This window comes from Comamonas sp. F1-6, assembly GCF_039581415.1.
GTDB lineage: Bacteria > Pseudomonadota > Gammaproteobacteria > Burkholderiales > Burkholderiaceae_C > Comamonas > Comamonas thiooxydans.
In genome coordinates this window covers 178,911-200,907 of record NZ_JBCPWN010000003.1, presented here as the reverse complement: position 1 = coordinate 200,907, position 21,997 = coordinate 178,911, and the positions used below count along the sequence as shown (strand labels likewise).

The 21,997-nt window shown below is 63.7% G+C and carries 18 protein-coding genes; 7 read left to right on the top strand and 11 right to left on the bottom strand.

Annotation, left to right across the window (positions count from 1 at the left end; genetic code table 11):
* Positions 1-23 precede the first annotated feature (23 nt).
* The 3 genes from AAIL66_RS04755 to AAIL66_RS04745 are packed head-to-tail and all read right to left on the bottom strand — an operon-like array spanning position 24 to position 3,480.
* A complete protein-coding gene (locus AAIL66_RS04755; protein ID WP_343496125.1) occupies positions 24-1,253 on the bottom strand; it encodes a CoA transferase in 1,230 nt (409 codons plus the stop codon).
* Positions 1,250-2,497: a CaiB/BaiF CoA-transferase family protein gene (locus AAIL66_RS04750; RefSeq protein ID WP_343496124.1), complete on the bottom strand. Its 1,248-nt coding sequence runs from the start codon at positions 2,495-2,497 to the stop codon at positions 1,250-1,252. The genes AAIL66_RS04755 and AAIL66_RS04750 overlap by 4 nt, the downstream gene beginning before the upstream one ends.
* Entirely contained in the window at positions 2,494-3,480 is a 987-nt protein-coding gene (locus tag AAIL66_RS04745) for a tripartite tricarboxylate transporter substrate binding protein (protein WP_343496123.1), read from the bottom strand. The genes AAIL66_RS04750 and AAIL66_RS04745 overlap by 4 nt, the downstream gene beginning before the upstream one ends.
* A gap of 115 nt (positions 3,481-3,595) precedes the next feature.
* Between AAIL66_RS04745 and AAIL66_RS04740 the strand changes: the two genes are divergently transcribed.
* Positions 3,596-4,504, top strand: a complete 909-nt coding sequence (locus tag AAIL66_RS04740) for a LysR substrate-binding domain-containing protein (protein ID WP_004340705.1) — start codon at positions 3,596-3,598, stop codon at positions 4,502-4,504.
* 36 nt (positions 4,505-4,540) lie between these two features.
* On the opposite strand, the gene dnaE is transcribed toward AAIL66_RS04740, so the two are convergent.
* The 7 genes from dnaE to AAIL66_RS04705 form a co-directional block, all read right to left on the bottom strand.
* A complete protein-coding gene (dnaE, locus tag AAIL66_RS04735; RefSeq protein ID WP_343496122.1) occupies positions 4,541-7,951 on the bottom strand; it encodes a DNA polymerase III subunit alpha in 3,411 nt (1,136 codons plus the stop codon).
* On the bottom strand, positions 7,944-9,440 hold the full coding sequence (locus AAIL66_RS04730; protein WP_343496121.1) for a hypothetical protein: 1,497 nt from the start codon (positions 9,438-9,440) through the stop codon (positions 7,944-7,946). The genes dnaE and AAIL66_RS04730 overlap by 8 nt, the downstream gene beginning before the upstream one ends.
* Before the next feature lies 1 nt (position 9,441).
* Positions 9,442-10,365: a translesion DNA synthesis-associated protein ImuA gene (gene imuA, locus AAIL66_RS04725; protein WP_343496120.1), complete on the bottom strand. Its 924-nt coding sequence runs from the start codon at positions 10,363-10,365 to the stop codon at positions 9,442-9,444.
* A gap of 283 nt (positions 10,366-10,648) precedes the next feature.
* Positions 10,649-12,001, bottom strand: coding sequence for an HD domain-containing phosphohydrolase (locus AAIL66_RS04720; RefSeq protein ID WP_034352451.1), 1,353 nt, complete (start codon positions 11,999-12,001; stop codon positions 10,649-10,651).
* 197 nt (positions 12,002-12,198) lie between these two features.
* On the bottom strand, positions 12,199-12,837 hold the full coding sequence (locus AAIL66_RS04715; RefSeq protein WP_012838252.1) for a 3-oxoacid CoA-transferase subunit B: 639 nt from the start codon (positions 12,835-12,837) through the stop codon (positions 12,199-12,201).
* A 30-nt stretch (positions 12,838-12,867) separates the two neighbouring features.
* Positions 12,868-13,344, bottom strand: coding sequence for a DUF3806 domain-containing protein (locus AAIL66_RS04710; RefSeq protein ID WP_034384001.1), 477 nt, complete (start codon positions 13,342-13,344; stop codon positions 12,868-12,870).
* 3 nt (positions 13,345-13,347) lie between these two features.
* The gene (locus tag AAIL66_RS04705) at positions 13,348-14,046 is read right to left on the bottom strand and encodes a CoA transferase subunit A (protein ID WP_003079441.1); all 699 of its coding nucleotides are present in this window, start codon (positions 14,044-14,046) and stop codon (positions 13,348-13,350) included.
* Between the two features lie 74 nt (positions 14,047-14,120).
* Here AAIL66_RS04705 and AAIL66_RS04700 point away from each other — a divergent pair, with 74 nt between their 5' ends.
* Together AAIL66_RS04700 and katG are read left to right on the top strand one after the other, a co-directional pair.
* Positions 14,121-14,663, top strand: a complete 543-nt coding sequence (locus AAIL66_RS04700) for a PAS and helix-turn-helix domain-containing protein (RefSeq protein ID WP_003055436.1) — start codon at positions 14,121-14,123, stop codon at positions 14,661-14,663.
* A 343-nt stretch (positions 14,664-15,006) separates the two neighbouring features.
* Positions 15,007-17,208, top strand: a complete 2,202-nt coding sequence (katG, locus tag AAIL66_RS04695) for a catalase/peroxidase HPI (protein ID WP_034405450.1) — start codon at positions 15,007-15,009, stop codon at positions 17,206-17,208.
* A 106-nt stretch (positions 17,209-17,314) separates the two neighbouring features.
* On the opposite strand, the gene AAIL66_RS04690 is transcribed toward katG, so the two are convergent.
* The gene (locus AAIL66_RS04690) at positions 17,315-17,563 is read right to left on the bottom strand and encodes a hypothetical protein (protein WP_034352444.1); all 249 of its coding nucleotides are present in this window, start codon (positions 17,561-17,563) and stop codon (positions 17,315-17,317) included.
* Between the two features lie 155 nt (positions 17,564-17,718).
* Between AAIL66_RS04690 and AAIL66_RS04685 the strand changes: the two genes are divergently transcribed.
* The 4 genes from AAIL66_RS04685 to AAIL66_RS04670 all read left to right on the top strand — a co-directional run bounded on the left by AAIL66_RS04685 (position 17,719) and on the right by AAIL66_RS04670 (position 21,991).
* Positions 17,719-18,189 carry a CopD family protein gene (locus AAIL66_RS04685; protein ID WP_004340685.1) on the top strand — a complete coding sequence of 157 codons (471 nt, stop codon included), beginning with the start codon at positions 17,719-17,721 and terminating at the stop codon, positions 18,187-18,189.
* A 229-nt stretch (positions 18,190-18,418) separates the two neighbouring features.
* The gene (locus AAIL66_RS04680; protein ID WP_051517731.1) at positions 18,419-18,985 is read left to right on the top strand and encodes a MarR family winged helix-turn-helix transcriptional regulator; all 567 of its coding nucleotides are present in this window, start codon (positions 18,419-18,421) and stop codon (positions 18,983-18,985) included.
* A gap of 61 nt (positions 18,986-19,046) precedes the next feature.
* Positions 19,047-20,531 (top strand): efflux transporter outer membrane subunit, encoded by a 1,485-nt coding sequence (locus AAIL66_RS04675; RefSeq protein WP_045838934.1) that lies wholly within the window; start codon positions 19,047-19,049, stop codon positions 20,529-20,531.
* A gap of 149 nt (positions 20,532-20,680) precedes the next feature.
* Positions 20,681-21,991, top strand: coding sequence for an HlyD family efflux transporter periplasmic adaptor subunit (locus AAIL66_RS04670; protein WP_045838935.1), 1,311 nt, complete (start codon positions 20,681-20,683; stop codon positions 21,989-21,991).
* Positions 21,992-21,997: the final 6 nt, after the last annotated feature.

Genomic DNA, 21,997 nt, shown 5'->3' with positions numbered 1-21,997 from the left:
TGTCTCCGCTTCATGCTGTTTGTTCAGCAGTCTTTCGACTGCAAGGCCGCAATGCGCGCGTCGTCCCAGCCTGCCTCGCGCAGCAATGCCTGCGTGTGCTCACCCAGGCGCGGGGGCATGCCTATCGGTGGCTGGGTACCGTTGATACGCACGGACGAACGCGGAAATTTCACAACCCCCATCGCCGCGTCTTTCTTCTCGACAAAAAAGCCGGTGGCCTGCAAATGCGGGTCATGGGGCAGATCGTCCATGCGAGTCACCGGGGCGGCTGGAATCTCCAGCTGTTCGCAGTTGGCCAGCCAATAGGCGGTGTCCTTTTGCGCCACGTAGCCGCTCATCGTCTCCAGCAGCTCGGCGATGTGGCGGGTGCGCATCGCCTGGGTGGCAAAGCGCTGGTCCTGTGCCAGCTGGGGCTGGCCAACGGCTGCAAAGAAACGGCGCCAGTGCGCATCGGTGTAAGGCATCAGGCAGACATGGCCGTCCAGCGTCCTGTAGGGCTTGCGCCAGGGCGCCATCACGCGCGGATAGCCCGCGCCACTCTGCGCGGGTGTGAAGTGCATGCCGTAGAAATGCTCCACCAGGTTGAAGCCCGCCATGGTTTCGTACATGGGCACTTCCACATAGCTGCCCTCGCCCCTGCGCTCGCGCTGGTAGAGCGCCGCCAGCACCGCATGCGCGGCCACCAGAGCGCAGGTCTTGTCGGCCGCAATCGTGGGCAGATAGCGGGCCTCGCCCGTCTGGCGCTGCATGAGATCGGCCAGGCCACTCATGCCCTGGATCACGTCGTCATATGCAGGCTGCCCGGCATAGGGGCCGTCTTCGCCAAAACCGTGCAGGCCCACATAGATGAGGCGCGGATATTGCTTGCGCAGACTGTCCGGATCGAGCCCGAGCCTGGCCAGCTTTTGCGGGCGCATGCTGTGCATGAGCACATCGGCGCCCTGCAACAGCGCATGCAGCGCGGCCTGCGCCTGCTCTTGCTTGAGGTTCAGCACCACACTTTTCTTGCTGCGATTGGAGCCCATGAACATGGCCGCCATGCCAGGCTCCAGCGCCGGGCCGGTGTGGCGCGTGGAGTCGCCCTGCGGCGGCTCGATCTTGATCACCTCGGCACCGTAGTCGGCCAGCACCTGGCTGGCCATGGGGCCGAAAATCACGCTGGAAAGGTCCAGTACCCGCACCCCTGACAATGCCCCCAGGGCTTGGTCCTGGCCCGCGATGCGCGTGTGCGTCAACGATTCCTGGCTGTTCATCCCAATACTCCACTGTCCCGATAGGCCTGCATTTGCTGAACAGACAGACCCAGATGGCGCTCCAGCAGCTCTTGTGTGTGCTGGCCCAGCTGAGGCGGTGCATGGCGATACATCACCGGTGTGTCCGACAAGCGGATGGGGCTGGCGACCAGCGGCACCTGGCCTGCCTTGGGGTGTGTCATGGCGATCTGCATGCCGCGAGCCCTGACCTGCGGATCCTCGAACACCTCACGCACCGTGTTGATGGGGCCGCAAGGCACGGCATGCTGCTCCAGCAACTGCACCCAGGCCCTGGTGCTGCGCGTGAGCGTCACGCGGCGGATCATCGCAACGAGCTCGGCTCTATGGGCCAGCCGCGCCGCATTGCTCCGAAAGCGCTCGTCCTCGGCCCATTCGCTCCTGCCTGCCGCCTGGCAGAAGCGGGCAAACTGGCCGTCATTGCCCACGGCCAGGATCATGTGGCCGTCTTCGGTCGGGAACTCCTGGTAGGGCACCGTGTTCGGATGCGCGTTGCCCATGCGCTGAGGCACCTGATCCCCGTACAGATAGTTCATGCTCTGGTTGGCCAGGCAGGCCACGCCGACATCGAGCAAAGCCAGATCTATGTGCTGGCCGCGCCCCGTATGCTCGCGGGCCTGCAGGGCCGCCAGAATCGCCGTGCTGGCATATAGCCCGGTGAGGATGTCGGTCAGCGCCACGCCAACCTTCATGGGGCCGCCTCCGGGCTGGCCATCGGCGTGGCCCGAAATACTCATCAGCCCCCCCATGCCCTGAATCAGAAAGTCATAGCCCGCACGATGCGCATAGGGACCGTCCTGACCGAAGCCTGTGACCGAGCAGTAGACCAGACGCGGATTCAGGGCACTGAGGCTCGCGTAATCAAGCCCGTACTGCGCCAGACCGCCAGTCTTGAAGTTCTCGATCAGCACATCGCATCGGGCCGCCAGCTGACGCACGATCTCCTGGCCTTCGCCGCGGGTGAAGTCCACGGAAATCGACTGCTTGTTACGGTTGGTGCACATATAGTAGGCCGACTCCCCCGTCGGCAAGCCTTCGGGGTCGGCCACATAAGGCGGCCCCCAGGCACGCGTGTCGTCACCCGTGCCCGGTCTTTCGACCTTGATCACCTCGGCTCCCAGATCCCCGAGGGTCTGCGCCGCCCACGGGCCTGCCAGAACCCTTGAAAGATCAAGCACCTTGATGTGCTGCAGCGCCTGTGCCGGCCGGCTGTCATTGGCTTTCATTGCAGGGGAACCTTGGCCTTGACGACGATGCGCTTCCAGAGCGCGATCTCGTTCTTCTGGAATTCATGCATCTGTGCCGGGCCGCCGGTCATGGGAATGGCTCCCAGACGCTCGTAGAAGGCACGGGTTTCATCCATCTTCGAGATGGCGGTGAAAAGCTCGGCGAGCCTGGCAGTCTCTGTAGCCGGTGTCCTGGCGCTCACCATGGCCCCCACCCAGGTGTAGGCCTCGAAACCTGGCAATCCAGCCTCGGTGGCCGTGGGGATCTCGGGCGAGGTGCTCACGCGCTTGTCGGAGGCCACAGCCAGGACCTTGACACGCCCTCCTCGGGCCAGCTCCTGGACTGCCGTGACCTCTGCGAAGGTGTAGTCCACCGTCCCTGAAGCGACGGCCGTGGTGGTCTCCCCTGCGCCCTTGAACGGGACATGCACGGTTTCGATCCTGGCAGCGTCGTTGAGCAGCTCGCCCATCAGCTGATAGCCTGCCGAGCCGGCCCCGAAATTCACCTTCCCCGGGTTGGCCCTGGCATGGCTGATCAGGCCCTTCAGGTCGGAGTAGGCCGCTTGGGGCGCGACGGCCAGCATGGCCGGCGAGCGCATCATCATGGTCAGCGGCGCAAAGTCCGTTAAGGGATCGTAGGGCAGATGCCTGAACAGCGCCGCATTGACCGCCAGCGTTGAATTGCTGCCGATGAACACGGTATAGCCGTCGGCGGGCGCCGACAGCACCTGCTTGACGGCGATGAAGCCGTTGGCTCCTGCCTTGTTTTCGACGACCACAGGCTGGCCCGTGAGCTCCTGCAGCTTGCGCCCGAAATAGCGCGCCGAGGTGTCGGTGCCGCTGCCCGGCCCGAAGGGCACGATGAGCTTGATCGGCTTGGCAGGAAAGCCCTGAGCCGGTGCCTGAGCCATAGAGGGCATGCCGGCGCCGAGCAGGCCGCAGCCCAGCAGTGCCGCCAGCAGGTATCTGCGTGCTTGTTTCAAGTTTGTCTCCTGATACGGAATTGCTGCCGTGTTTTTTCTTGTGAGCCCACTTTAGGCAGGCGTGAAATTAATGTCTAATATTAAAAATTTCGTTTTTGATATCGATTGAATATCAATGAATCTCAAGCAACTGCAGCAGTTCATTGCCCTGGCCGAAACCGGTAACTTTCACCGTGCCGCTGAGCAACTGCATATGGCCCAGCCGCCGCTGTCCATCTCGATTCGCAAGCTGGAAGAGGAGCTGGGCAGCGCCTTGTTCGATCGAACCAGTACCGGAGTCGTGCTGACGCCTGCCGGCAAGGCCATGCTGGAGAGCGCACGCGCCACCCTGTTTCATGCCGAGCAATGTCGCCAGGCTGTGCGCGATACCAGGGAAGGCGTGGGCGGCCTGATACGGCTGGGCTTTGTCGGTTCGGCCACCTACGAACTGCTGCCGCGCCTGATTCCCTCGTTTCGCGAGCGCTACCCCAAGGTCGGGCTGGAGTTCTACGAAGCGACCAGCGCCGAAATCCTCGAAGGGCTGGCAAGCCGGCGCTTCGATGCCGGCCTGCTGCGCTACCCCGTGCTAGAACTCGATGAGCGCATCGCGCTCACGCCGCTGGATCAGGACGAGTTCGTGCTGGCCGTCTCGGACAACAGTCCCCTGGCGCAGCGCGACGCCATTGCCCTGTCCGAGGCAGCGCATGAGCCTTTTGTGATGTATCCGCAGGACACGGTACCCAGCCTCGCCGCACTGGCCAAGCTACGCTGCCAGCAATCGGGCTTCACCCCGCGCATCGCCCAGGAGGCCATGCAGGTGCAGACCATCATGAGCCTGGTGGCTTCCGGCCTGGGTGTGGGTCTGGTCGCTGGCGTCTCGCATCTCGTTCAGCCGCGCGGCGTGAAGTGTTTGCCACTGCTGGACAATCCTCCGGGCTTTCATGTGGGCATTGCGCTGGTGCATTCGCTCACGCCGGGCAGCCGGGCAGTGCAGACGCTCATTGAACATGCACTGCAATTTGCCAAGCTGCCGGCAGCGTCCTGAATTCGCAGTGGCCAGCGCGCACCTGCCTCGGCAGGCTCAATGAAAATCCCGGCTGTTCAGCCCGACCTCGGCAAACCGCCCCAGCCAGCGGGTCACATCCCTGGCCTTCATCACGACCAGATGGCGAACCGCAGGTTCATCCCCTTTCTTGGCCGCAGGCATATCCCCTGCTGATTCCGGCGTCTCCAGTTGCGGGGCCGTGCTGCGCTGCCAGATGCCCTCCACGGCCAGCAGACGCGAGGCCAGCAACGCAGAGCGCCAGCGGGCAAAGGTCTGACTCCAGACCACCAGGTTGATGACGCCGGTTTCGTCTTCCAGCGTGATGAACAGCGTGCCGTTGGCGGTAGGCGGACGCTGGCGCACGGTAACAATGCCGCAGGCGCGTACATTCTGGCCTGGCAGCATATGACGCAGCTCGGCTGCGGTCTTCAGCCCATGGCGCGCCAGCCTGGGACGCAGCAAGGCCAGCGGGTGGCGGCGCAGGCTCAGACCGGTGGCGGCATAGTCGAACATGATTTCCTCGCCCTCGGCGGCCTGGGGCAGCTCAAGCCTCGGCTCATGAATCGCAGCTTGGGCAAAGATGGGTGGCAGGCTGGCCTGCGCAGCAGCATCCCACATCTGCTGGCGACGGTGACCGGCCAGGCTGCGCAGCGCATCCGCTGCGGCCAGGGCTTCCATATCCGCCTTGTCCAGCCGGGCTCGGATGACCAGATCGCTCACGTCCTTCCACGGAGCCTGCGCAGCTTCCCTCTCGATTCGCAGCGCTGCGGCCTTGCCCAGCCTGGCAACCCGGTTCAGCCCCAGGCGCACGGCCGGCTGGGGCTGGGCCACGCCGCGCATGGCTTGCAGAGGGGCTTCGAGCGTGCAATGCCAGTGGCTATGACAGACATCGACGGGCAGCACGCGCACGCCATGGCGGCGCGCATCCTGCACCAGCTGGGACGGCGAATAAAAACCCATGGGCTGGGCATTGAGCAACGCCTGCAGAAAGATGGCTGGCTCATGGCGCTTGAGCCAGGCGCTCGCATAGGCCAGCAGCGCAAAACTGCAGGCATGACTTTCGGGGAAGCCATATTCGCCAAACCCCAGCATCTGCGCAAAGATGGCGTTGGCAAATGCGGGGCTGTATTCCTTGGCCAGCATGCCGCCGACAAGCTCGTCTCGGAAGCGATGCACCCCGCCCTTTCGCTTCCAGGCGGCCATGGAACGGCGCAACTCGTCCGCCCTGCCCGGCGAAAAGCCCGCGGCATCGATGGCGATCTGCATCACCTGCTCCTGGAAAATGGGCACGCCCAAGGTGCGCTTGAGCGCATTTGCAAGCTCCGGCTTCTCAAGCTTGAGCGGCAGCTTGCGGCGTTCACGCTCACGTGCCAGCAGATAGGGATGGACCATGCCGCCCTGAATCGGGCCGGGGCGCACGATGGCAACCTCGACCACCAAGTCATAGAAAGTGCGCGGCTGCAGGCGCGGCAGCATGCTCATCTGGGCGCGGCTTTCGATCTGGAAAGTACCCACGGTATCGGCCTGGCAAATCATCTCGTAGGTCGCAGCATCCTCCTGCGGAATCTGGTGCAGCCCCCATGGCTCGCCACGCCAGCGGGCACGCTCGTTCAAGGCATTGCGCAACATGGTGAGCATGCCCAGGGCCAGCACATCGACCTTGAGCAGGCCCACGACATCGAGATCGTCCTTGTCCCACTGTATGACGGAGCGCTTGGCCATCGTGGCAGGCTCCACGGGCACCAGGCGCGTGAGCTTGCCCTCGGTCAGCACAAAACCGCCCACGTGCTGGCTGAGGTGGCGCGGGCTGTCCTTGAGCTGCCAGGCCAGCTCTATCCAGAGGCGCAGCCGATGCGCGCCCACTGCGCAATTCATTTCGCGTGCCAGCACCTCGGCTTCCTGGAGCTTGCGCTGCCCCCAGTCTTCGGGCAGTGCTTCGGGCGCCTGCTCCTCCTCTGCCGAATCGGCCGCCTCTGCATGCGTCTGTGCTTGCGCCTGGGCATGCTCGCTGAACCAATACTGCCCCTTAGCCAGGGCATCGATCAGATCGGCAGGCAGGCCCAGCGCCTTGCCCACATCGCGCAGCGCGCTACGGCTGCGCCAGCAACTGACCACGGCCGTGAGCGCGGCGCGGTCGCGCCCGTATTTGTCGTAGATGTACTGGATGACCTCTTCACGCCGCGCATGCTCGAAGTCCACATCGATATCGGGCGGCTCGCTGCGCTCCTTGCTGATAAAGCGCTCGAACAGCAGATTGTTGTTTTCCGGATCTACCGCCGTAATGCCCAGGCAGTAGCAGACCGCAGAATTGGCCGCCGATCCGCGCCCCTGGCACAGAATGCCGACGCTGCGCGCATAGCGCACGATGTCATGCACGGTGAGAAAGTACATCTCGTACTTCTGACCCTCGATCAGCGCCAGCTCTTTATGCAGTTGATCGTTCACGTCCTCGGGAATGCCCTGGGGATAGCGTCCCGCCGCGCCATCCCAGGTCAGCCAGGCCAGGGTCTGCGTGGCCGTCATGCCGGGCAGCACGCTCTCCTGAGGATAGTGGTAGCGGATCTCGTCCAGGCTGAAGCTGCAGCGCCCGGCCAGCTCCAGCGTCGCCTCCAGCATGACCCTGGGATAGAGCGAAGCCAGCCGCAGACGCGAGCGCAGATGCCGCTCGGCATTGGGCTGCAGCGCAAAGCCGCATTCGGCCACGGTGCGCCCCAGGCGTATTGCCGTGACCACATCCTGCAGCGGCTTGCGCGAGCGCGCATGCATATGGACATCTCCGCAGGCCAGCAGCGGCAGGCCCAGCACCACGCCAGCCTGCTGCAGGGTCTGCAGCCACAGGCTGTCGTCGGGCGCCAGATGCAGCTCCACACCCAGCCACAGGTTATTTGTCGAAAAATGCGCTGCAACGTTTTCCAGAAGAGCGGTTACAGCGATCAAATCCGATGCATTGAGCTGCTCGCGCTGCGGCAGCAGCAGACATTCGCAGCCCTGCTGCAGCAGTTGCCAGGGACTGGATTCATCGACCAGATACTCCCCTTTGGCAGCCCGGCTGCGTGCAACGGTGATGAATTCACAGAGATTGCCCCAGCCTTGCAAATCACGCACCAGCACCACGATCCTGAACGAGCCCCAGGCGAATTCGCTGCCATGGATCAGGTGCAGGTCGCTGTCTCGCGCCGCCTCATGGGCCCGCACGGCACCAGCCACCGAACACTCGTCGGTCAGCGCCAGCGCCGCATAGCCCAGGCTTTTGGCCCGGTGCACCAGCTCGGCAGGCGATGAAGCACCGCGCAGAAAACTGAAATTCGAGAGGCAATGCAGCTCGGCATAGGCCAGCGGCCCTCTGCCCATGCCCTGGGCCACGGGGCTGGCCGGTACGGCGGCAGGCGGCGGCCCTGCGAGGCGCAGTGCGGGAGCGGACGGCTCGATCAGGATCTGCTCAGCCATACACGCCTTGTGCAAACCAGCTGGCGGGGCTGGCTGTCATGCTCATCAGGTGTTCGCTACGGGCGCGCTCGCGGTAAATCCAGACATGGCCGACCACGGCGTTATAGGCCACGAAATAGTCACGCACGGCCAGGCCGGCCGGCGCGCCGGCCTGGGCATCGCCAGCCGCATCCCACCAGCCGGACTCCAGCCTGTAGGGCCCGGCCCTGAGCTGCAGCGGCCCATGCCATTGGGGACGATTGCCCTGCACGGGCAAGGCCTGGGGCTGGGGCAGCAGCCAGGGCGGCCACAGGGCTTGCCAGGGGTCGGCACAGCCGGGCTGACGGCGTGGCCCGAAGCCGGCTCCCACCTCGGCCCTGGCGCTAGCCCTGGTGCCGCCTGGCTTCTGGCTCTGTAGCAGCTTCGCCGCAGCTTGCCAGCACTGCATCTGCTCGGGCCTGTGATCGGCCAGCGGCCGCACCATTTGCACGGCTTCCTCGCCCCAGCGGGCGCTCAGGCGTTCCACCCATTCATGCCAGGCCAGACTGTCCGACGGGCTCTGGCCCTGGACGGCAGGCAGGCAGCTCAGCGGCTCTGCCGCCCAGGCAACCGTCTCCAGCGCCTGCAACTCCAGCATGTCCACGGGGGCGCGCCAGCGCTGCTGACCCAGGTGCTCACGCAACAGGCGCTGCAAATGCGCCATGCCCTGCGTGGGCTGGGCCGTGCGGATGACAAGCGCTTCCCAGGCCGGTAGCTCCTGGCCGTCGATACGACGCAGATCATGGTGCCAGCGCAATCGCAGCGCCAGCACCGCATGGTGACGGGCCTGCAACCAGGACTGCAGCGCGCGCAACAGCGGCTGCGCGGCATGGAGCACGGCATCGGCATGGTGAGCCGGGTAACCCAGGTCGTGGCGCAGCAGGAATTGCTGGGGCAGTTGCAGCCAGTCAAGCGGCTGGGGCAGCAGACCATAGGCCTCGTCGAGCGCACGCAAGGCCTTGGCTCCAATGCGGCGCGACAGCCCCGCGCGCGGCAATGCTCGCACATCGCCCCAGCTGCGGCAACCCAGGCGCAGCAGCACGGAGCTGTGCTGCTCCAGGGCGCTCAGCGTCCATAGCGGCAGCGCATCGGCATGCAGCGATGACTCGGACATGGACAGGGAAACAGGGACGGAGCCGCAAGGCCGGGCCTGCTGCAGCCGCAGCCGTGCCAAAGCCTGCCAGGCCGTGCCGCCCTGGCCGCGCAGCGGCTGCAATGCCGCATCGCCGCCCCCGGACTCCGGGGGGCCAGCCTGACAAGCTTGCGCAAAAGCACTGTCCAGCCGCGCCAGCAAGACCTCGGCTCCGCCCCAAAGACGCTGCACCAGGCTGGTCTCCATGAGCAAGGCGTCTTCGAGCAAGGCCACACGCGGCGAAAACTCCAGCGCCCACCAGCAGGCACTCTCAGCCACCGGGCTTGACTCGCTCAGGCAGGCCAGAGGCCAGGCCATCCAGTGCTCTGCACTGCCCATCTCATGCCTCCGTCATCCAAGGCGAGGCCGTTGCAGGAGCGGCGACTGTCATGCGCCCTTGCATGAGCATGGCAGCCTCCTCGCTCTGGCGCGCATGTCTTTGGGCCTGCGCCTGCAGCACGGGCTGCCAGGCCCACTGCGAAAGCGCGAGCTGTATGGGGCGCTCCAGCAAAGGCCCACGGCGCTTCAGTATCTGTATCCGCAAACCCGGCGCCTGCTGAGCAGCGAAGACTGTCGTAGCTCTCTCCAGTCTCAACCGCAATGCGGCGGGGGAGCTGCGCGACTCGGCCTGCAGCTCCTGCCATAGCCACAGAGGCCGGCCCTGCGAAGCGGCGGCCAGCTGCAAGCGGCGCAGCGTGGACGCGGGAAATTCGGGCAACCAGGCCAGCACCGCCAGCACATCCCGGCAATGCAGAGCCTGCTCGCAGGCCCAGGCCAGATCCTGGGCACTGCGCCCCGGCTGCACCGCGCACAGCCGCTTCGCGTCAATACCGGCGGCCTGCAATGCCGGGGCAAAAGGCAGATAGGGTGGAGCCACCAGCACCAGTTGGCCCAGCCCTGAATCCGCGCGTGAAGCCGCATGCTGCCGGACACGGGCGGCCAGCGCCGGCAACAGCAAGGCCCACTCCGCATGGCAGTGCGCTGGTTGCTGCAGCTGAATCAAGGCATTGCCGGGCCAGCCGCCGCCCGGCAGCTCGGCATCCAGCGCAGCATGCCCGCTGGGCCAGACCTGAGAGCCGGCGCCCGCCTGCCAGTCCGTGCCGCGCCAGACACCGGGAATCTGTATGGTGGACAAATGCGGGCTGCCCGCAGCGGGCAGACCCGGCCGCACGCCCTGCTCTGCACCTGTTTGCTGCCGGACAGACTCCGTCATGCCGGGCGGTGAGCCAGGATGGGCCAAGGATGTCAGGGGCTGGGTATGCATGCGAAAGCTCTTGATTACTGTACAAATATACAGTTATCCAAGTTTCCGCGCAAAACAAGACCTTAATATCGGCAGCAGATACAGTCGACCCTTGTAGATCGGACGTCGTGCGCTATCAAAAATACTTTTTCAGGATAGCGCAAGCAGACGCAGCAAAGCATGCCGCGCTGCGGCGTGATGCACAGAATTTTGAAGAAATACCGGTTTAGCGCCTGTCAATCAAGCGCCTGCCGCTATCAAACTTGAGGCCAGCCGTCCTGGGCAAAACTCGCAGTCAATGTCCTCAATTGAGCGACTGCCTGTCGGCATTCATGGCCGAGCTGCGGCCTGCCTGCGGCATCAACTGAGCACAGGCCTCGCACCATTCGGCCACGGCGACTTCCAGCGTGGAGCCGCCCTGCCCCAGCGTGGGCCAGCGGCGCAGGCAGTCGTTCATGATGGCCTGCAACTGCCACAGGGCCTCGCGGTTGACCAGGGCCAGCTCACTCATGCCCAAGGCGTCGTCCTTGAAATAGCTCAGCACGTCCAGCTGCTGGCTGGGGTGAGAGCCTGCCTCGGCCAGCTGTTTCTGCAGTTGCGCAAGACTAGCTTCCACGGCCACCGCCGCCTGCGCATCGGGCATTTGCTGCCAGTGCTCGGGAAAGTCGCGCCTGAGTTCGCTCCATTTGCGCAGCGCAGCCTCTAGAGCCGCAATACTGTGGGAGAACTCGGCCTGCAGCGGCGCCAGTGGCTTGCCGGGACTGATTTCGTCGTAGAGCAGCGGCAGAATCAGGTGCACCAGATCGGCCGGATAGCTCTTGTGGTTCATGCGCAGCATGAGCGACAGGCGCTGGCCCGGCATGTCCGTGAATTTCTCGAAGAAGGCCGAGACCACCTCGGCCAGCAACAGCACCTGACCCATGGGAGAAATGGCGTTGCCCTTGATGCCGCGCGGATAGCCGGAACCATCCATGCGCTCATGGTGCTCGAGCACGGCGATTTCCACGGCGCGCGAATACAGTTCGGTACTGCGCACCACCAGCATGGCGGTGACGGAATGCGCGACCAGATGCTTGCGTTCCTCGCCGCTCAAGCGATGGTCCGGGTCGGTCCAGACCGGGTCCATATAGAGCATGCCTACATCGTGCAGCAGCGCGGCCGTGGCCAGCGGCACGCATTCGCGCTCGGTCCAGCCGTTCTTGAGCGCCAGAAAGATCGCCACCAGCGTCATCTGCAGACTGTGCTGGTAGAGGTCGCTGCGCTGCTCGCGCATGACGGTGAGCTTGAAGGCAATGGCCTGGGGCAGCAGCAGACTCTTGAGCGGCGCCAGCAGACGCTCGATATCGCCGATGGACGCCACCATGCGATGCAGCAGATCGACCTGTTCGCATTGCTGGCGCGCCAGAGCGACCAGGGATGTCACGTCGACCAGGTCGCCCGTGATCAGGTTGGCATCGATCGGGTCACGCAGCTTGTGCATGACCAGACGGTCATAGAGACGACTGTCAACACGTGTGCCTTTGTCCACCAGTTTCATGCCCTTATCGGTATAGATTGCATCGCCTGTCATGACCTCCGTATGCTCGGCCATATCAGTGACTGCGCGCAAAAAATGTACATCGGTCTCGTGCCCTTGCGCACCAGCGTTCTCACTCATCAAAGCGCTCTGTTTCTGTCTGCTCAATCAAACTCGATTGTTGCAGATTGCAATAATTTGTGGGCCACAATTAAAGCAAAAACAGCTTGCATCGCTTGCCCTATCGACCCCGACAGCTATTAATTCTGTCAATGCTGCAGAAAAAGGCGCAAAAAAAGAACCGCCGCAGCGGTTCTTGCCTGGGAGCGCAGCGCCGCTTATTTCAGCAGCGTCACACCCGTCTTGGACTGGATCTCGTCAAAGCTCACGCCATCGGCCAGTTCCACCAGCTTCAGGCCTTCGGGTGTCACGTCCATCACGCCCAGATCGGTGATGATGCGATCCACCACGCCCAGACCCGTCAGCGGCAGGGTGCAGCTGGGCAGGATCTTCAGGTCGGTCGTGCCGTCCTTTTTCTTGGCCACATGTTCCATGAGCACGATGACGCGCTTGACGCCCGCCACCAGGTCCATGGCTCCGCCCATGCCCTTGACCATCTTGCCGGGAATCATCCAGTTGGCCAGATCGCCTTTTTCGGACACCTGCATGGCGCCCAGAATGGACAGATTGATCTTGCCGCCGCGAATCATGGCAAACGACTGATCAGAGCCGAAAATGGCCGAACCGGGAAGCGTGGTCACGGTCTGCTTGCCGGCGTTGATCAGGTCGGCGTCGACCTGGTCTTCGGTCGGGAAGGGGCCGATGCCCAGCATGCCGTTCTCGGACTGCAGCCACACTTCCTTGTCACCCGTGTGGTTGGCCACCAGCGTGGGAATGCCGATACCGAGGTTGACGTAGAAACCGTCTTCGAGTTCTTGGGCCGCGCGCGCGGCCATCTGGTCTTGGGTCCAGGGCATAAGAGCCTCCTGAATAAATCTTGATTGACGTTATTGGTAGTCGCCGGAGTCGATCATGGGCTGCAGGTGCGAAACCACACCATCGAGCAAGTGCAGCAGATCGACGCTCTGGCCGTCTTCGAGCCGTTTGAGGACCATGTCGCGAGCCCCCACCTGGATACTGGTTTCGCGGTAGCGCACAACGGGGTCGGTTCCCCAGTCGTCGCTCACCATATGCCAGTCCATATCGTCCATTTCGCAGCTCAGCGCGTCCCCCAGCACCACACCCAATCCTCGGGCCAGCAGCAGGTTGTCGGCCGACACCAGGCCACGATCGAGCAACTGCTGCAGCTGCGCCAGGCCAGAGCGGTCCATGCTCCAATCGCTCAGCCCCAGTTCACGGGCCGCGACCTGGCACACCAGCAAGCGTTCGCGCTCCAGTTGCTCCAGCTCCTGCGCAGCCAGCGCACGAAAGACCGGTATGTCGGCCTGGGCGGCAGCCTCGGGCGAATAGGACGTATCCGCCATATTTCAGGCTTCGCGCACGGTGCGCTTTTCGATGCGCTTTTCGGGATTGGCGTTGTGCACGATGCGGTGCACATAGATGCCGGGCAGATGGATGTCGTCGGGAGCGATCTCGCCCACTTCCACCAATTCCTCGACCTCCACCACGCAGACCTTGCCACAGGTGGCTGCCGCAGGGTTGAAGTTGCGCGCCGTCAGGCGGAACTGCAGATTGCCGCTCTTGTCCGCGCGCCAGGCCTTGACCAGGGACACATCGGCCACGATGGCGTGCTCCATCACATAGGTCTCGCCATCGAATTCGCGCAATTCCTTGCCCTCGGCCACCAGCGTGCCCACACCGGTCTTGGTGAAGAAGGCGGGAATACCGGCGCCGCCGGCGCGCATCTTCTCGGCCAGCGTGCCCTGAGGCGTGAACTCCAGCTCCAGCTCACCGGCCAGGTACTGACGCTCGAACTCCTTGTTCTCGCCCACATAGCTGGAGATCATCTTCTTGACCTGGCGGGTGTCCAGCAGCTTGCCCAGACCAAAGCCGTCCACGCCGGCGTTGTTGGATGCCACCGTGAGGTTCTTGACGCCGCTGGCGCAAACCGCATCGATCAGGGCCTCGGGAATGCCGCACAGGCCGAAGCCGCCAACGGCCAGCAATTGCCCGTCGGACACCACGCCCTGCAGCGCCGCTTCTGCGGATGGGTAGAGCTTTTTCACACATGTCTCCTTGAAATTGGATGCGCTACGATACTACGTACTTAAGTAAGTAGTTTTTCGTAAAGAGCAGTACCATGGTTGTGGATTACCGGCTGGCGTTCGACGCCGCCCCTGTAGGTCTCGTCATCTCGCGCAACCGCATCATGATTGACTGTAATCGGCAATTGTGTGAAATGTTCCATGCATCGCGCGAAGTACTCATAGGACAAACCTTTCAGGTGCTTTATCCCAGCGTTGACGAATACGAGCGCCTGGGCGCACGCATTGCCCCGATTCTCAACACCACAGGCATCTATTCCGACAACCGCATCATGAAGCGCGCCAATGGCGAGGTGTTCTGGTGTCATGTCAGCGGCCGCACGCTGGACCGCAACGATCCCCATGCCTCGGGCATCTGGAGCTTCGAGGACCTCTCTGCCCATCGCCCCGTCAAGGCCGAGCTCACGGGCCGCGAACGCGAAGTCGCTGCGCGCCTTCTCGAAGGCATGACCAGCAAGGAAATCGGCAAGGCACTGGCCATCAGTCATCGCACCGTGGAAATCTACCGCGCCCGGCTGATGCGCAAATACGGCGCCTCCACCGCAGCCGATCTGGTGCACAAGCTGGTAGCCGGCTGAGCCGCTGCCACAGCTGAGGCCAGGTAGGTCAACGACCTGATTTGATGGCTCATGCTTGTGTAAACAGGCAGGCTCGCATACGCTCAAAAAGTCACAGTCTCAGTCACTTTGCGAAGTATCTGAACCCGACTTTGCGTCGGCTCAAGACTCGACCCATATTTCTTCCTATGGCGCTGCTTAGTAATTTCAATAGCACAACACGCCCTTCAGGCCAGCCGCGCACCGATAATTCATCTCAACCAATCGCAAATAGCTATTGAGTTGAATTGATTGATATCAATCATTGATTGATATCTGTTTCCTGGACCTACCGACCTGTCGGATCGTTGAAACGGAGAGCCCCATGACTACTGAATCCAAGTGCCCCTTCCACCAAGGACAGAACAGCGAAACCGCCGCCGCAGGCAACGCCACCAGCAACAAGGACTGGTGGCCCAATCAGCTTCGCGTGGATTTGCTGAGCCAGCACTCCGCCAAAAGCAACCCCTTGGGTGAAGACTTCAACTACGCCCAGGCTTTCCAGAAGCTGGACTATGAAGCCGTCAAACGCGACCTGCGTGCCCTGATGACCGACTCGCAGGACTGGTGGCCTGCAGACTTCGGCCACTACGGCCCTCAGTTCATCCGCATGGCCTGGCACGCCGCCGGCACCTATCGCATTCAGGACGGTCGCGGCGGCGCCGGTCGCGCCCAGCAGCGCTTTGCCCCGCTCAACAGCTGGCCCGACAACGTCAACATCGACAAGTCGCGCCGCCTGCTGTGGCCGATCAAGCAAAAGTACGGCAACCAGATTTCCTGGGGCGACCTGATGATGCTGTGCGGCAACGTCGCCCTGGAAACCATGGGCTTTCGCACCTTCGGCTTCGGTGGCGGTCGCGTGGACACCTGGGAACCCGATCAGGACGTGTACTGGGGTGCAGAGAAGGAATGGCTGGCCCCCACCCAGAACCCGCACAGCCGCTACAGCGGCGAGCGCGACCTCGAGAACCCGCTGGCCGCCGTGCAGATGGGTCTGATCTATGTCAACCCCGAAGGCCCGGACGGCAATGGCGACCCCCTCTCGGCCGCGCATGACATCCGCGACACCTTTGCCCGCATGGCCATGGATGACGAAGAAACCGTGGCGCTGATCGCCGGTGGCCACACCTTCGGCAAGACCCATGGTGCGGGCCCCGCCAGCCATGTGGGTGCCGAACCCGAAGCCGCCGGCCTGGAAGCCCAGGGCCTGGGCTGGGCCAGCAGCTACAAGTCCGGCAAGGCCGGCGATGCCATCACCTCGGGCCTGGAAGTGACCTGGACCCAGACTCCTGCACAGTGGAGCAACTTCTTCTTCGAGAACCTGTTCAAGTATGAATGGGTGCAGGAAAAAAGCCCTGCGGGTGCCATTCAGTGGGTTGCCAAGGACGCTGGCGATGTCATCCCCGACGCGCATGGCGGCCCCAACAAAAAGCCCACCATGCTGACCACCGACCTGTCGCTGCGCATGGACCCGGCCTACGAGAAGATCTCGCGCCGCTTCCTCGAAAACCCGCAGGCTTTTGCCGAAGCCTTTGCCCGCGCCTGGTTCAAGCTGACCCACCGCGACATGGGCCCGCGTGCACGCTATCTGGGCCCAGAAGTCCCCCGGGAAGAGCTGATCTGGCAAGACCCCATCCCCGCCGCCAAGCATGAACTGGTCAACGACGCCGATGTGGCCGCCCTCAAGGCCAGGCTGCTGGCATCGGGCCTGTCGGTGCAGGAGCTGGTGGCCACGGCCTGGGCCTCGGCCTCCACCTTCCGCGGTTCGGACAAGCGCGGCGGTGCCAACGGTGCCCGCATCCGACTGGCTCCGCAAAAGGACTGGGCCGCCAACAACCCTGCGCAACTGGCCAAGGTACTGGGCAAGCTCGAGGAAATCCAGCGCGAATTCAACAAGGCTGCCGAGGGCGACAAGCGCATCTCGCTGGCCGATCTGATCGTGCTGGCCGGCAGCGCGGGCGTTGAAAAAGCAGCGGCAGACGCTGGCGTGAAGATCAACGTGCCCTTCACTCCCGGCCGCGGCGACGCCAGCGACGAGCAGACCGATGCTGAATCCTTTGCGCCGCTGGAGCCCAAGGCCGACGGCTTCCGCAACCATCTGCAAGGACGTTTCCCGGCACCTGCCGAAGCCCTGCTGATCGACAAGGCCCAGCTGCTGACGCTCACGGCCCCCGAGATGACCGTGCTGATCGGCGGCCTGCGCGCCATCAACATCAACACCGCCGGCAACCACGGCGTGCTGACCCAGACTCCGGGCAAGCTGACGAACGACTTCTTCGTCAACCTGCTGGACATGGGCACACAGTGGCAGCCTCTGGAGGATGGCAACTACGAAGGCGTGGACCGCAAGAGCGGCGCCAAGAAGTGGACCGGCACCCGCGTGGATCTGGTCTTCGGCTCCAACGCCATTCTGCGTGCCGTGGCCGAGGTCTATGCTGAAAAGGGCAACGAGCAGAAGTTCTACCGGGACTTCGTCGCTGCCTGGGTCAAGGTCATGGAACTGGACCGCTTCGACCTGAAGAAGTAACAGGGCGCGCCGGGGTGAAAGCCCCGGCTCCAGGAAAATCCAAAAAGAAAAAGCTGCCAGCGCCTGTCAATCAAGCGCTGGCAGCTGTTTTTTCAGGATCAACACATCACATCTCCAGCTCGACCGCTTCCTGCGACAGATCCCAGCCCAGCACAAAGACTTCGTAATGATTTTGCCCGCTGTCATCGCTCCAGACCTCCGGGCCGAACTCGCTCATATTGCCGTTCAGACTCTGTCCTTCACGCAGCGCGCTGGAATCGGTCTGCTCGGCCAGCACAAAGCGGCCGTTGTCGGTGCGCAAGGCAACCCGCCCGGAAGACTGCTTGAAGGCGACGACGGTGGCTTGTTCTGACATAAGGACTCCTGCGCCATTGCTGGCTGTTGTGGATTACAGCCAAGTCTAATCAGACCTGGGCAAAGCGAAAGTCCTGCTATTTCGGCCTGTGTGTTCCACCCGTAGGACGATCTCCGTTAGGCTTGCGATGTCTCCCCAATCAAGCCCCACAAACCATGCTTTTCATTCTGTTCAAACTTCTGCACCTTCTGGCCATCATCATCTGGGTAGGCGGCATGTTCTTCGCACATTTCTTTCTGCGTCCTGCCGTCCAGGGACTGCAGCCGCCCGAGCGCGTGACGCTGATGCACGGCGTGCTGCAGCGCTTTTTTGCCTGGGTCCTCGTGCTGGTGGTCGTCGTGCTCGCCACCGGCATCGGCATGATAGGCAGCATTCACGCCATGGCCGCCCAGGCCGGCGGCCAGTTCAATATGCCGGTCAACTGGATCGTGATGAGCATTCTGGGCCTGGTGATGATGGCCGTGTTCGGTCATATCCGCTTTGCGCTGTTCAAGCGCCTGGATGCGGCCGTGCAGCTCAAGGACTGGCCTGCAGGCGGCAAGGCGCTGGAGAGCATCCGCAAATGGGTTTCCCTCAATCTGGCCCTGGGCCTGGTGATCGTGGTCGTGCTGCGCGTGCCGCTCTGAGCCTGAAGCAGCCTTCAGCAAGCCCGGTCTTCATGGCCGGGCTTTTTTTATGAGTCCGACAAGGCTCTAGCGCATACCAACAATGCGCAAACTGCTTTTGTTTTCATAGCAACAAAAACAGAGACTACGCAGGCAGATCCGGCTCCATTCAAAACCTTGCTGACATTTTTTTGCAACTGCACAATAATTGCCGACTCAATCATTGACCAAGCAAATATTGGTGGCGCCATTGCAAAACCAGACCGACCCCATCATCGACCCGCAGGACGAATCCAGCTTCTTCTATCAGGCAGGGGTCTACGCGCCGGACAAAAGCATTGGCTTTCTCATGCGGCGCGTGCTCAGCTCCATCCTGCAGCTGGCCGACGCCCAGCTGGCCGAGCAAGGACTGACCTATGTGCAATGGCTGCCGCTGTACAAGCTGCTGATCTGCGCCGACACCAATAGCAGCACGCTGGCCAAGGACCTGGGCATGGACCCGGCTTCGGTGACGCGCGCGCTGGACCGCATCGAGGCCAAGGGGCTGCTGCGCCGCGAGCGCTCCACCACCGACCGGCGCGTGGTGCATCTGGTGCTCACCGAGGAGGGACGCAGCGTCGCCACCCAGGTGCCCAAGGTTCTGACCAAGGTGCTCAACGGCCATTTGCGCGGCTTCAGCCACAGCGAATGCACGCTGATGCTGTCCATGCTGCAGCGCATGCTGGTCAACGGCGATGCGCTGCGAGAGGCCCTGACCCAGGAGCCAGGCAAGCCCCCCATCCAAACGAACGAGGCAGGCCGCGACCCCGGGGACTAGGCTGGCCTGCTGCCTACTTTTTTCACCGCCCTATTTCAATAAAAACCACTGGCACTTTTCCATGACCTCTAGACCTTCACGCAAAACCGCCACCGAGCGCGCCGCCGGCCGTTCGCTGCTGACAACCGCAGCACTGGCCGCCGTTCTCGCACTGGCAGGCTGTGCCTCGCAAGGGCCCACGCACCAGCCGCTGGCACGACTGGGCTCGGCCGATGTCGGCCTGAACGGCTCCGCCAGCCTCAGCGCTGCGGACGCCACGGCACTCGCCTCCTCCCAATGGTGGACAGGTCTGGGCGATGCCCAGCTCAATCAGCTCATCGATCAGGCCCTGGCCGGCAGCCCCAGCCTGGCCGCCAGCAACGCCCGCTTTGAAAAAGCCGCAGCTCTGGCCACGGCCAGCAGCACGGCCAGCGATGTGCGCGGCACGCTGAGCGCCGACGCCACACGCCAGCGCTACACGGCCAACGGCATGATTCCCGCCCCCATCGCGGGCAATATCTACAACAGCGGCAATCTGCAGGCTGGTCTGTCCTGGTCGCCCGACTTCTTCGGCAAGCACGGCGCGGACCTGCAGGCCGCGCTGGGCCAGGCACGCGCCGCCAAGGCCGACAGCGCTGCTGCCGCCAACCAGCTGGCCGCACAGGTAGCACGCAGCTATATCGCCCTGGCCCGGCTGATTGCCCAGAAGGAAGTGGCAGAACGCACGCTGGGCCAGCGCCAGTCCTTGCTGAACCTGAGCGAGCAGCGCACCCGAGCGGGCCTCGACAGCCAGGTGGAGCTGACCCAGGCCCAGGCCGGCATGCCCGATGCCCAGACCCAGATCGAGATGCTTGGCGAGCAGATCACGCTGGCGCGCCGCACGATTGCCGTGCTCTGCGCCCAGGCGCCCGATGCGCAAAATGCGCTCTCGCCCAGACTGTCGGTGCTGCGCATCCAGCCCGTGCCGCAGGCTCTGGGCGCGGATCTGCTGGGCCGCCGCCCCGATGTGGTGGCCGCGCGCTGGCGCGTGGAAGCGGCCACGCAAGGCATTGAATCGGCCAGGGCCGACTTCTACCCCGATGTGAATCTGACCGCCTTCGTGGGCCTCAACGCGCTGGGCCTGGACAATCTGCTGCAAGGCAGCTCGCGCCAGATGGGCATCACGCCTGCGCTGCGCCTGCCTATCTTCGACGGCAAGCGCCTGCGCGCCCAGTTGCGCGGCAAACAGGCCGATCTCGACACCGCCATCGCCCAGTACAACGGCGCCGTGCTCGATGCCGTCAAGCAGGCGGGCGACGCGATAGCCACCGTGCAATCGCTGCAGCGCCAGCAGCAGCTGCAAACCGAGTCGCTGTCCAAGGCCGAACGGGCCTATGACTTTGCCGTGCAGCGCTATCAGGCCGGCCTGGGTAGCCAGATCACCGTGCTCAACACCGAAACCCAGCTCATCAACCAGCGCCGTCTGGCCGTAGACCTGCAGGCGCGCGAGCTCGACACCCGCGTGGCCCTGGCCGCAGCCCTGGGCGGCGGCTGGAGCGACGACACCCCGGCTGTTGCCCTGCAATAAACATCGGGCTAAAAAAATCAATAGCTGCTATCGCTTTGCCATCAATGAATTCAAGGCAAAAACACACTCAATTCTTTTATTGACAAGCGCTAGCAGCTCCTCTTTTTCAATAGCGCAAAACCGCTTCACAGATAACAAAGCGCCCAATCATGACCGACACCAAGCCTACTCAGAACGCTCCCCAAGCTCCTGCGGCAGCTACGCCCAGCGCCAACCCTGCGGGCCGCCGCAAGGGCCTGACCATCGTGGCGGCCGCTGTCGCCGTGGCCGCCATCGCCTGGGGCGGCTGGCACTGGATGGTGGCCCGCAACTACCAGACCACGGACAACGCCTATGTGGCCGGCAACGTGGTGCAGATCACGCCCCAGGTCGGCGGCACCGTGATCAGCATCGGTGCCGACGATACCGACTATGTCCGGGCCGGCCAGTTGCTGGTGCAGCTGGACCCTGCCGACTATCTGGTGCAGCTGGCCCAGGCCGAGTCGCAGCTGGCCCAGACTGCGCGCCAGACCCGCACCCTGTATGCCAACAACGCCCCGCTGGCCGCCCAGGTGGCCCAGCGTGAAGCCGATCTGCTGCGCCTCAAGGCCGATGCCGCCAAGGCCAACGACGATGTGGCGCGCCGCCGCCCGCTCACGGCCACCGGTGCCGTGGGCAAGGAAGAGTTTGACCATGCCAAGGCCCTGGCCACGGCTGCCAGCAACGCCGTGGCGGCCGCAGAAGCCGCCGTGCGTGCTGCCAAGGCCCAGCTGACGGCCGCCGAAGCCCAGACCAAGGGCACGACGGCCGAGGACTTCCCCGCCGTCATGGCAGCCGCAGCCAAGGTGCGCGAGACCTATCTGGCCCTGCAGCGCACGCGGCTGATCGCGCCCGTGGACGGTTTTGTGGCCAAGCGCGGCGTGCAACTGGGCCAGCGCGTGGCCGCCGGCTCACCGCTGCTGACCGTGGTCGATCTGCACAAGCTCTGGGTGGACGCCAACTTCAAGGAAAGCCAGCTGGCCGATCTGCGCATGGGCCAGAAGGTGGAGCTGACCGCCGACGTCTACGGCGACAAGACCACGTACGAAGGCAAGGTCGTGGGCCTGGGCGCGGGCACGGGTGCGGCGTTTGCACTGCTGCCCGCGCAGAACGCGACCGGCAACTGGATCAAGGTGGTGCAGCGCGTTCCCGTGCGCATCAGCCTGGAGCCCGAAGCGCTCAAGCAGCACCCGCTGCGTGTAGGCCTGTCCATGGACGCGAAGGTCGATATCCGCGACAAAGACGGCCAAGCCCTGGCCAGCACGCCGCGCAGCGAGCCCGTGGCCCAGACCACCGTCTATGACGGCAGCCTGGCCCAGGCCGAGCAGCGCATCCAGCACATCATCGCCGGCGACAAGCTGCCGGCACTGACCCAGCTGGCCGATCTGCCCGTCCAGGCCCCGGCCGTGCCCGCCCAACCCGCTGCCCAGCCTGCGCAGTAAGACGCG

Excerpts from the sequence above, each read along its gene's own strand:
- katG (WP_034405450.1), top strand. The coding sequence starts at position 15,007 with ATGACTACTGAATCCAAGTGCCCCTTCCACCAAGGACAGAACAGCGAA.
- AAIL66_RS04685 (WP_004340685.1), top strand. The coding sequence starts at position 17,719 with ATGCTTTTCATTCTGTTCAAACTTCTGCACCTTCTGGCCATCATCATC.
- AAIL66_RS04755 (WP_343496125.1), bottom strand. The coding sequence starts at position 1,253 with ATGAACAGCCAGGAATCGTTGACGCACACGCGCATCGCGGGCCAGGAC.
- AAIL66_RS04670 (WP_045838935.1), top strand. The coding sequence starts at position 20,681 with ATGACCGACACCAAGCCTACTCAGAACGCTCCCCAAGCTCCTGCGGCA.
- AAIL66_RS04710 (WP_034384001.1), bottom strand. The coding sequence starts at position 13,344 with ATGGCGGATACGTCCTATTCGCCCGAGGCTGCCGCCCAGGCCGACATA.
- AAIL66_RS04740 (WP_004340705.1), top strand. The coding sequence starts at position 3,596 with ATGAATCTCAAGCAACTGCAGCAGTTCATTGCCCTGGCCGAAACCGGT.
- AAIL66_RS04720 (WP_034352451.1), bottom strand. The coding sequence starts at position 12,001 with ATGAGTGAGAACGCTGGTGCGCAAGGGCACGAGACCGATGTACATTTT.
- AAIL66_RS04675 (WP_045838934.1), top strand. The coding sequence starts at position 19,047 with ATGACCTCTAGACCTTCACGCAAAACCGCCACCGAGCGCGCCGCCGGC.
- AAIL66_RS04730 (WP_343496121.1), bottom strand. The coding sequence starts at position 9,440 with ATGGGCAGTGCAGAGCACTGGATGGCCTGGCCTCTGGCCTGCCTGAGC.
- AAIL66_RS04715 (WP_012838252.1), bottom strand. The coding sequence starts at position 12,837 with ATGCCCTGGACCCAAGACCAGATGGCCGCGCGCGCGGCCCAAGAACTC.
- AAIL66_RS04750 (WP_343496124.1), bottom strand. The coding sequence starts at position 2,497 with ATGAAAGCCAATGACAGCCGGCCGGCACAGGCGCTGCAGCACATCAAG.
- dnaE (WP_343496122.1), bottom strand. The coding sequence starts at position 7,951 with ATGGCTGAGCAGATCCTGATCGAGCCGTCCGCTCCCGCACTGCGCCTC.
- AAIL66_RS04700 (WP_003055436.1), top strand. The coding sequence starts at position 14,121 with ATGGTTGTGGATTACCGGCTGGCGTTCGACGCCGCCCCTGTAGGTCTC.
- AAIL66_RS04690 (WP_034352444.1), bottom strand. The coding sequence starts at position 17,563 with ATGTCAGAACAAGCCACCGTCGTCGCCTTCAAGCAGTCTTCCGGGCGG.
- imuA (WP_343496120.1), bottom strand. The coding sequence starts at position 10,365 with ATGCATACCCAGCCCCTGACATCCTTGGCCCATCCTGGCTCACCGCCC.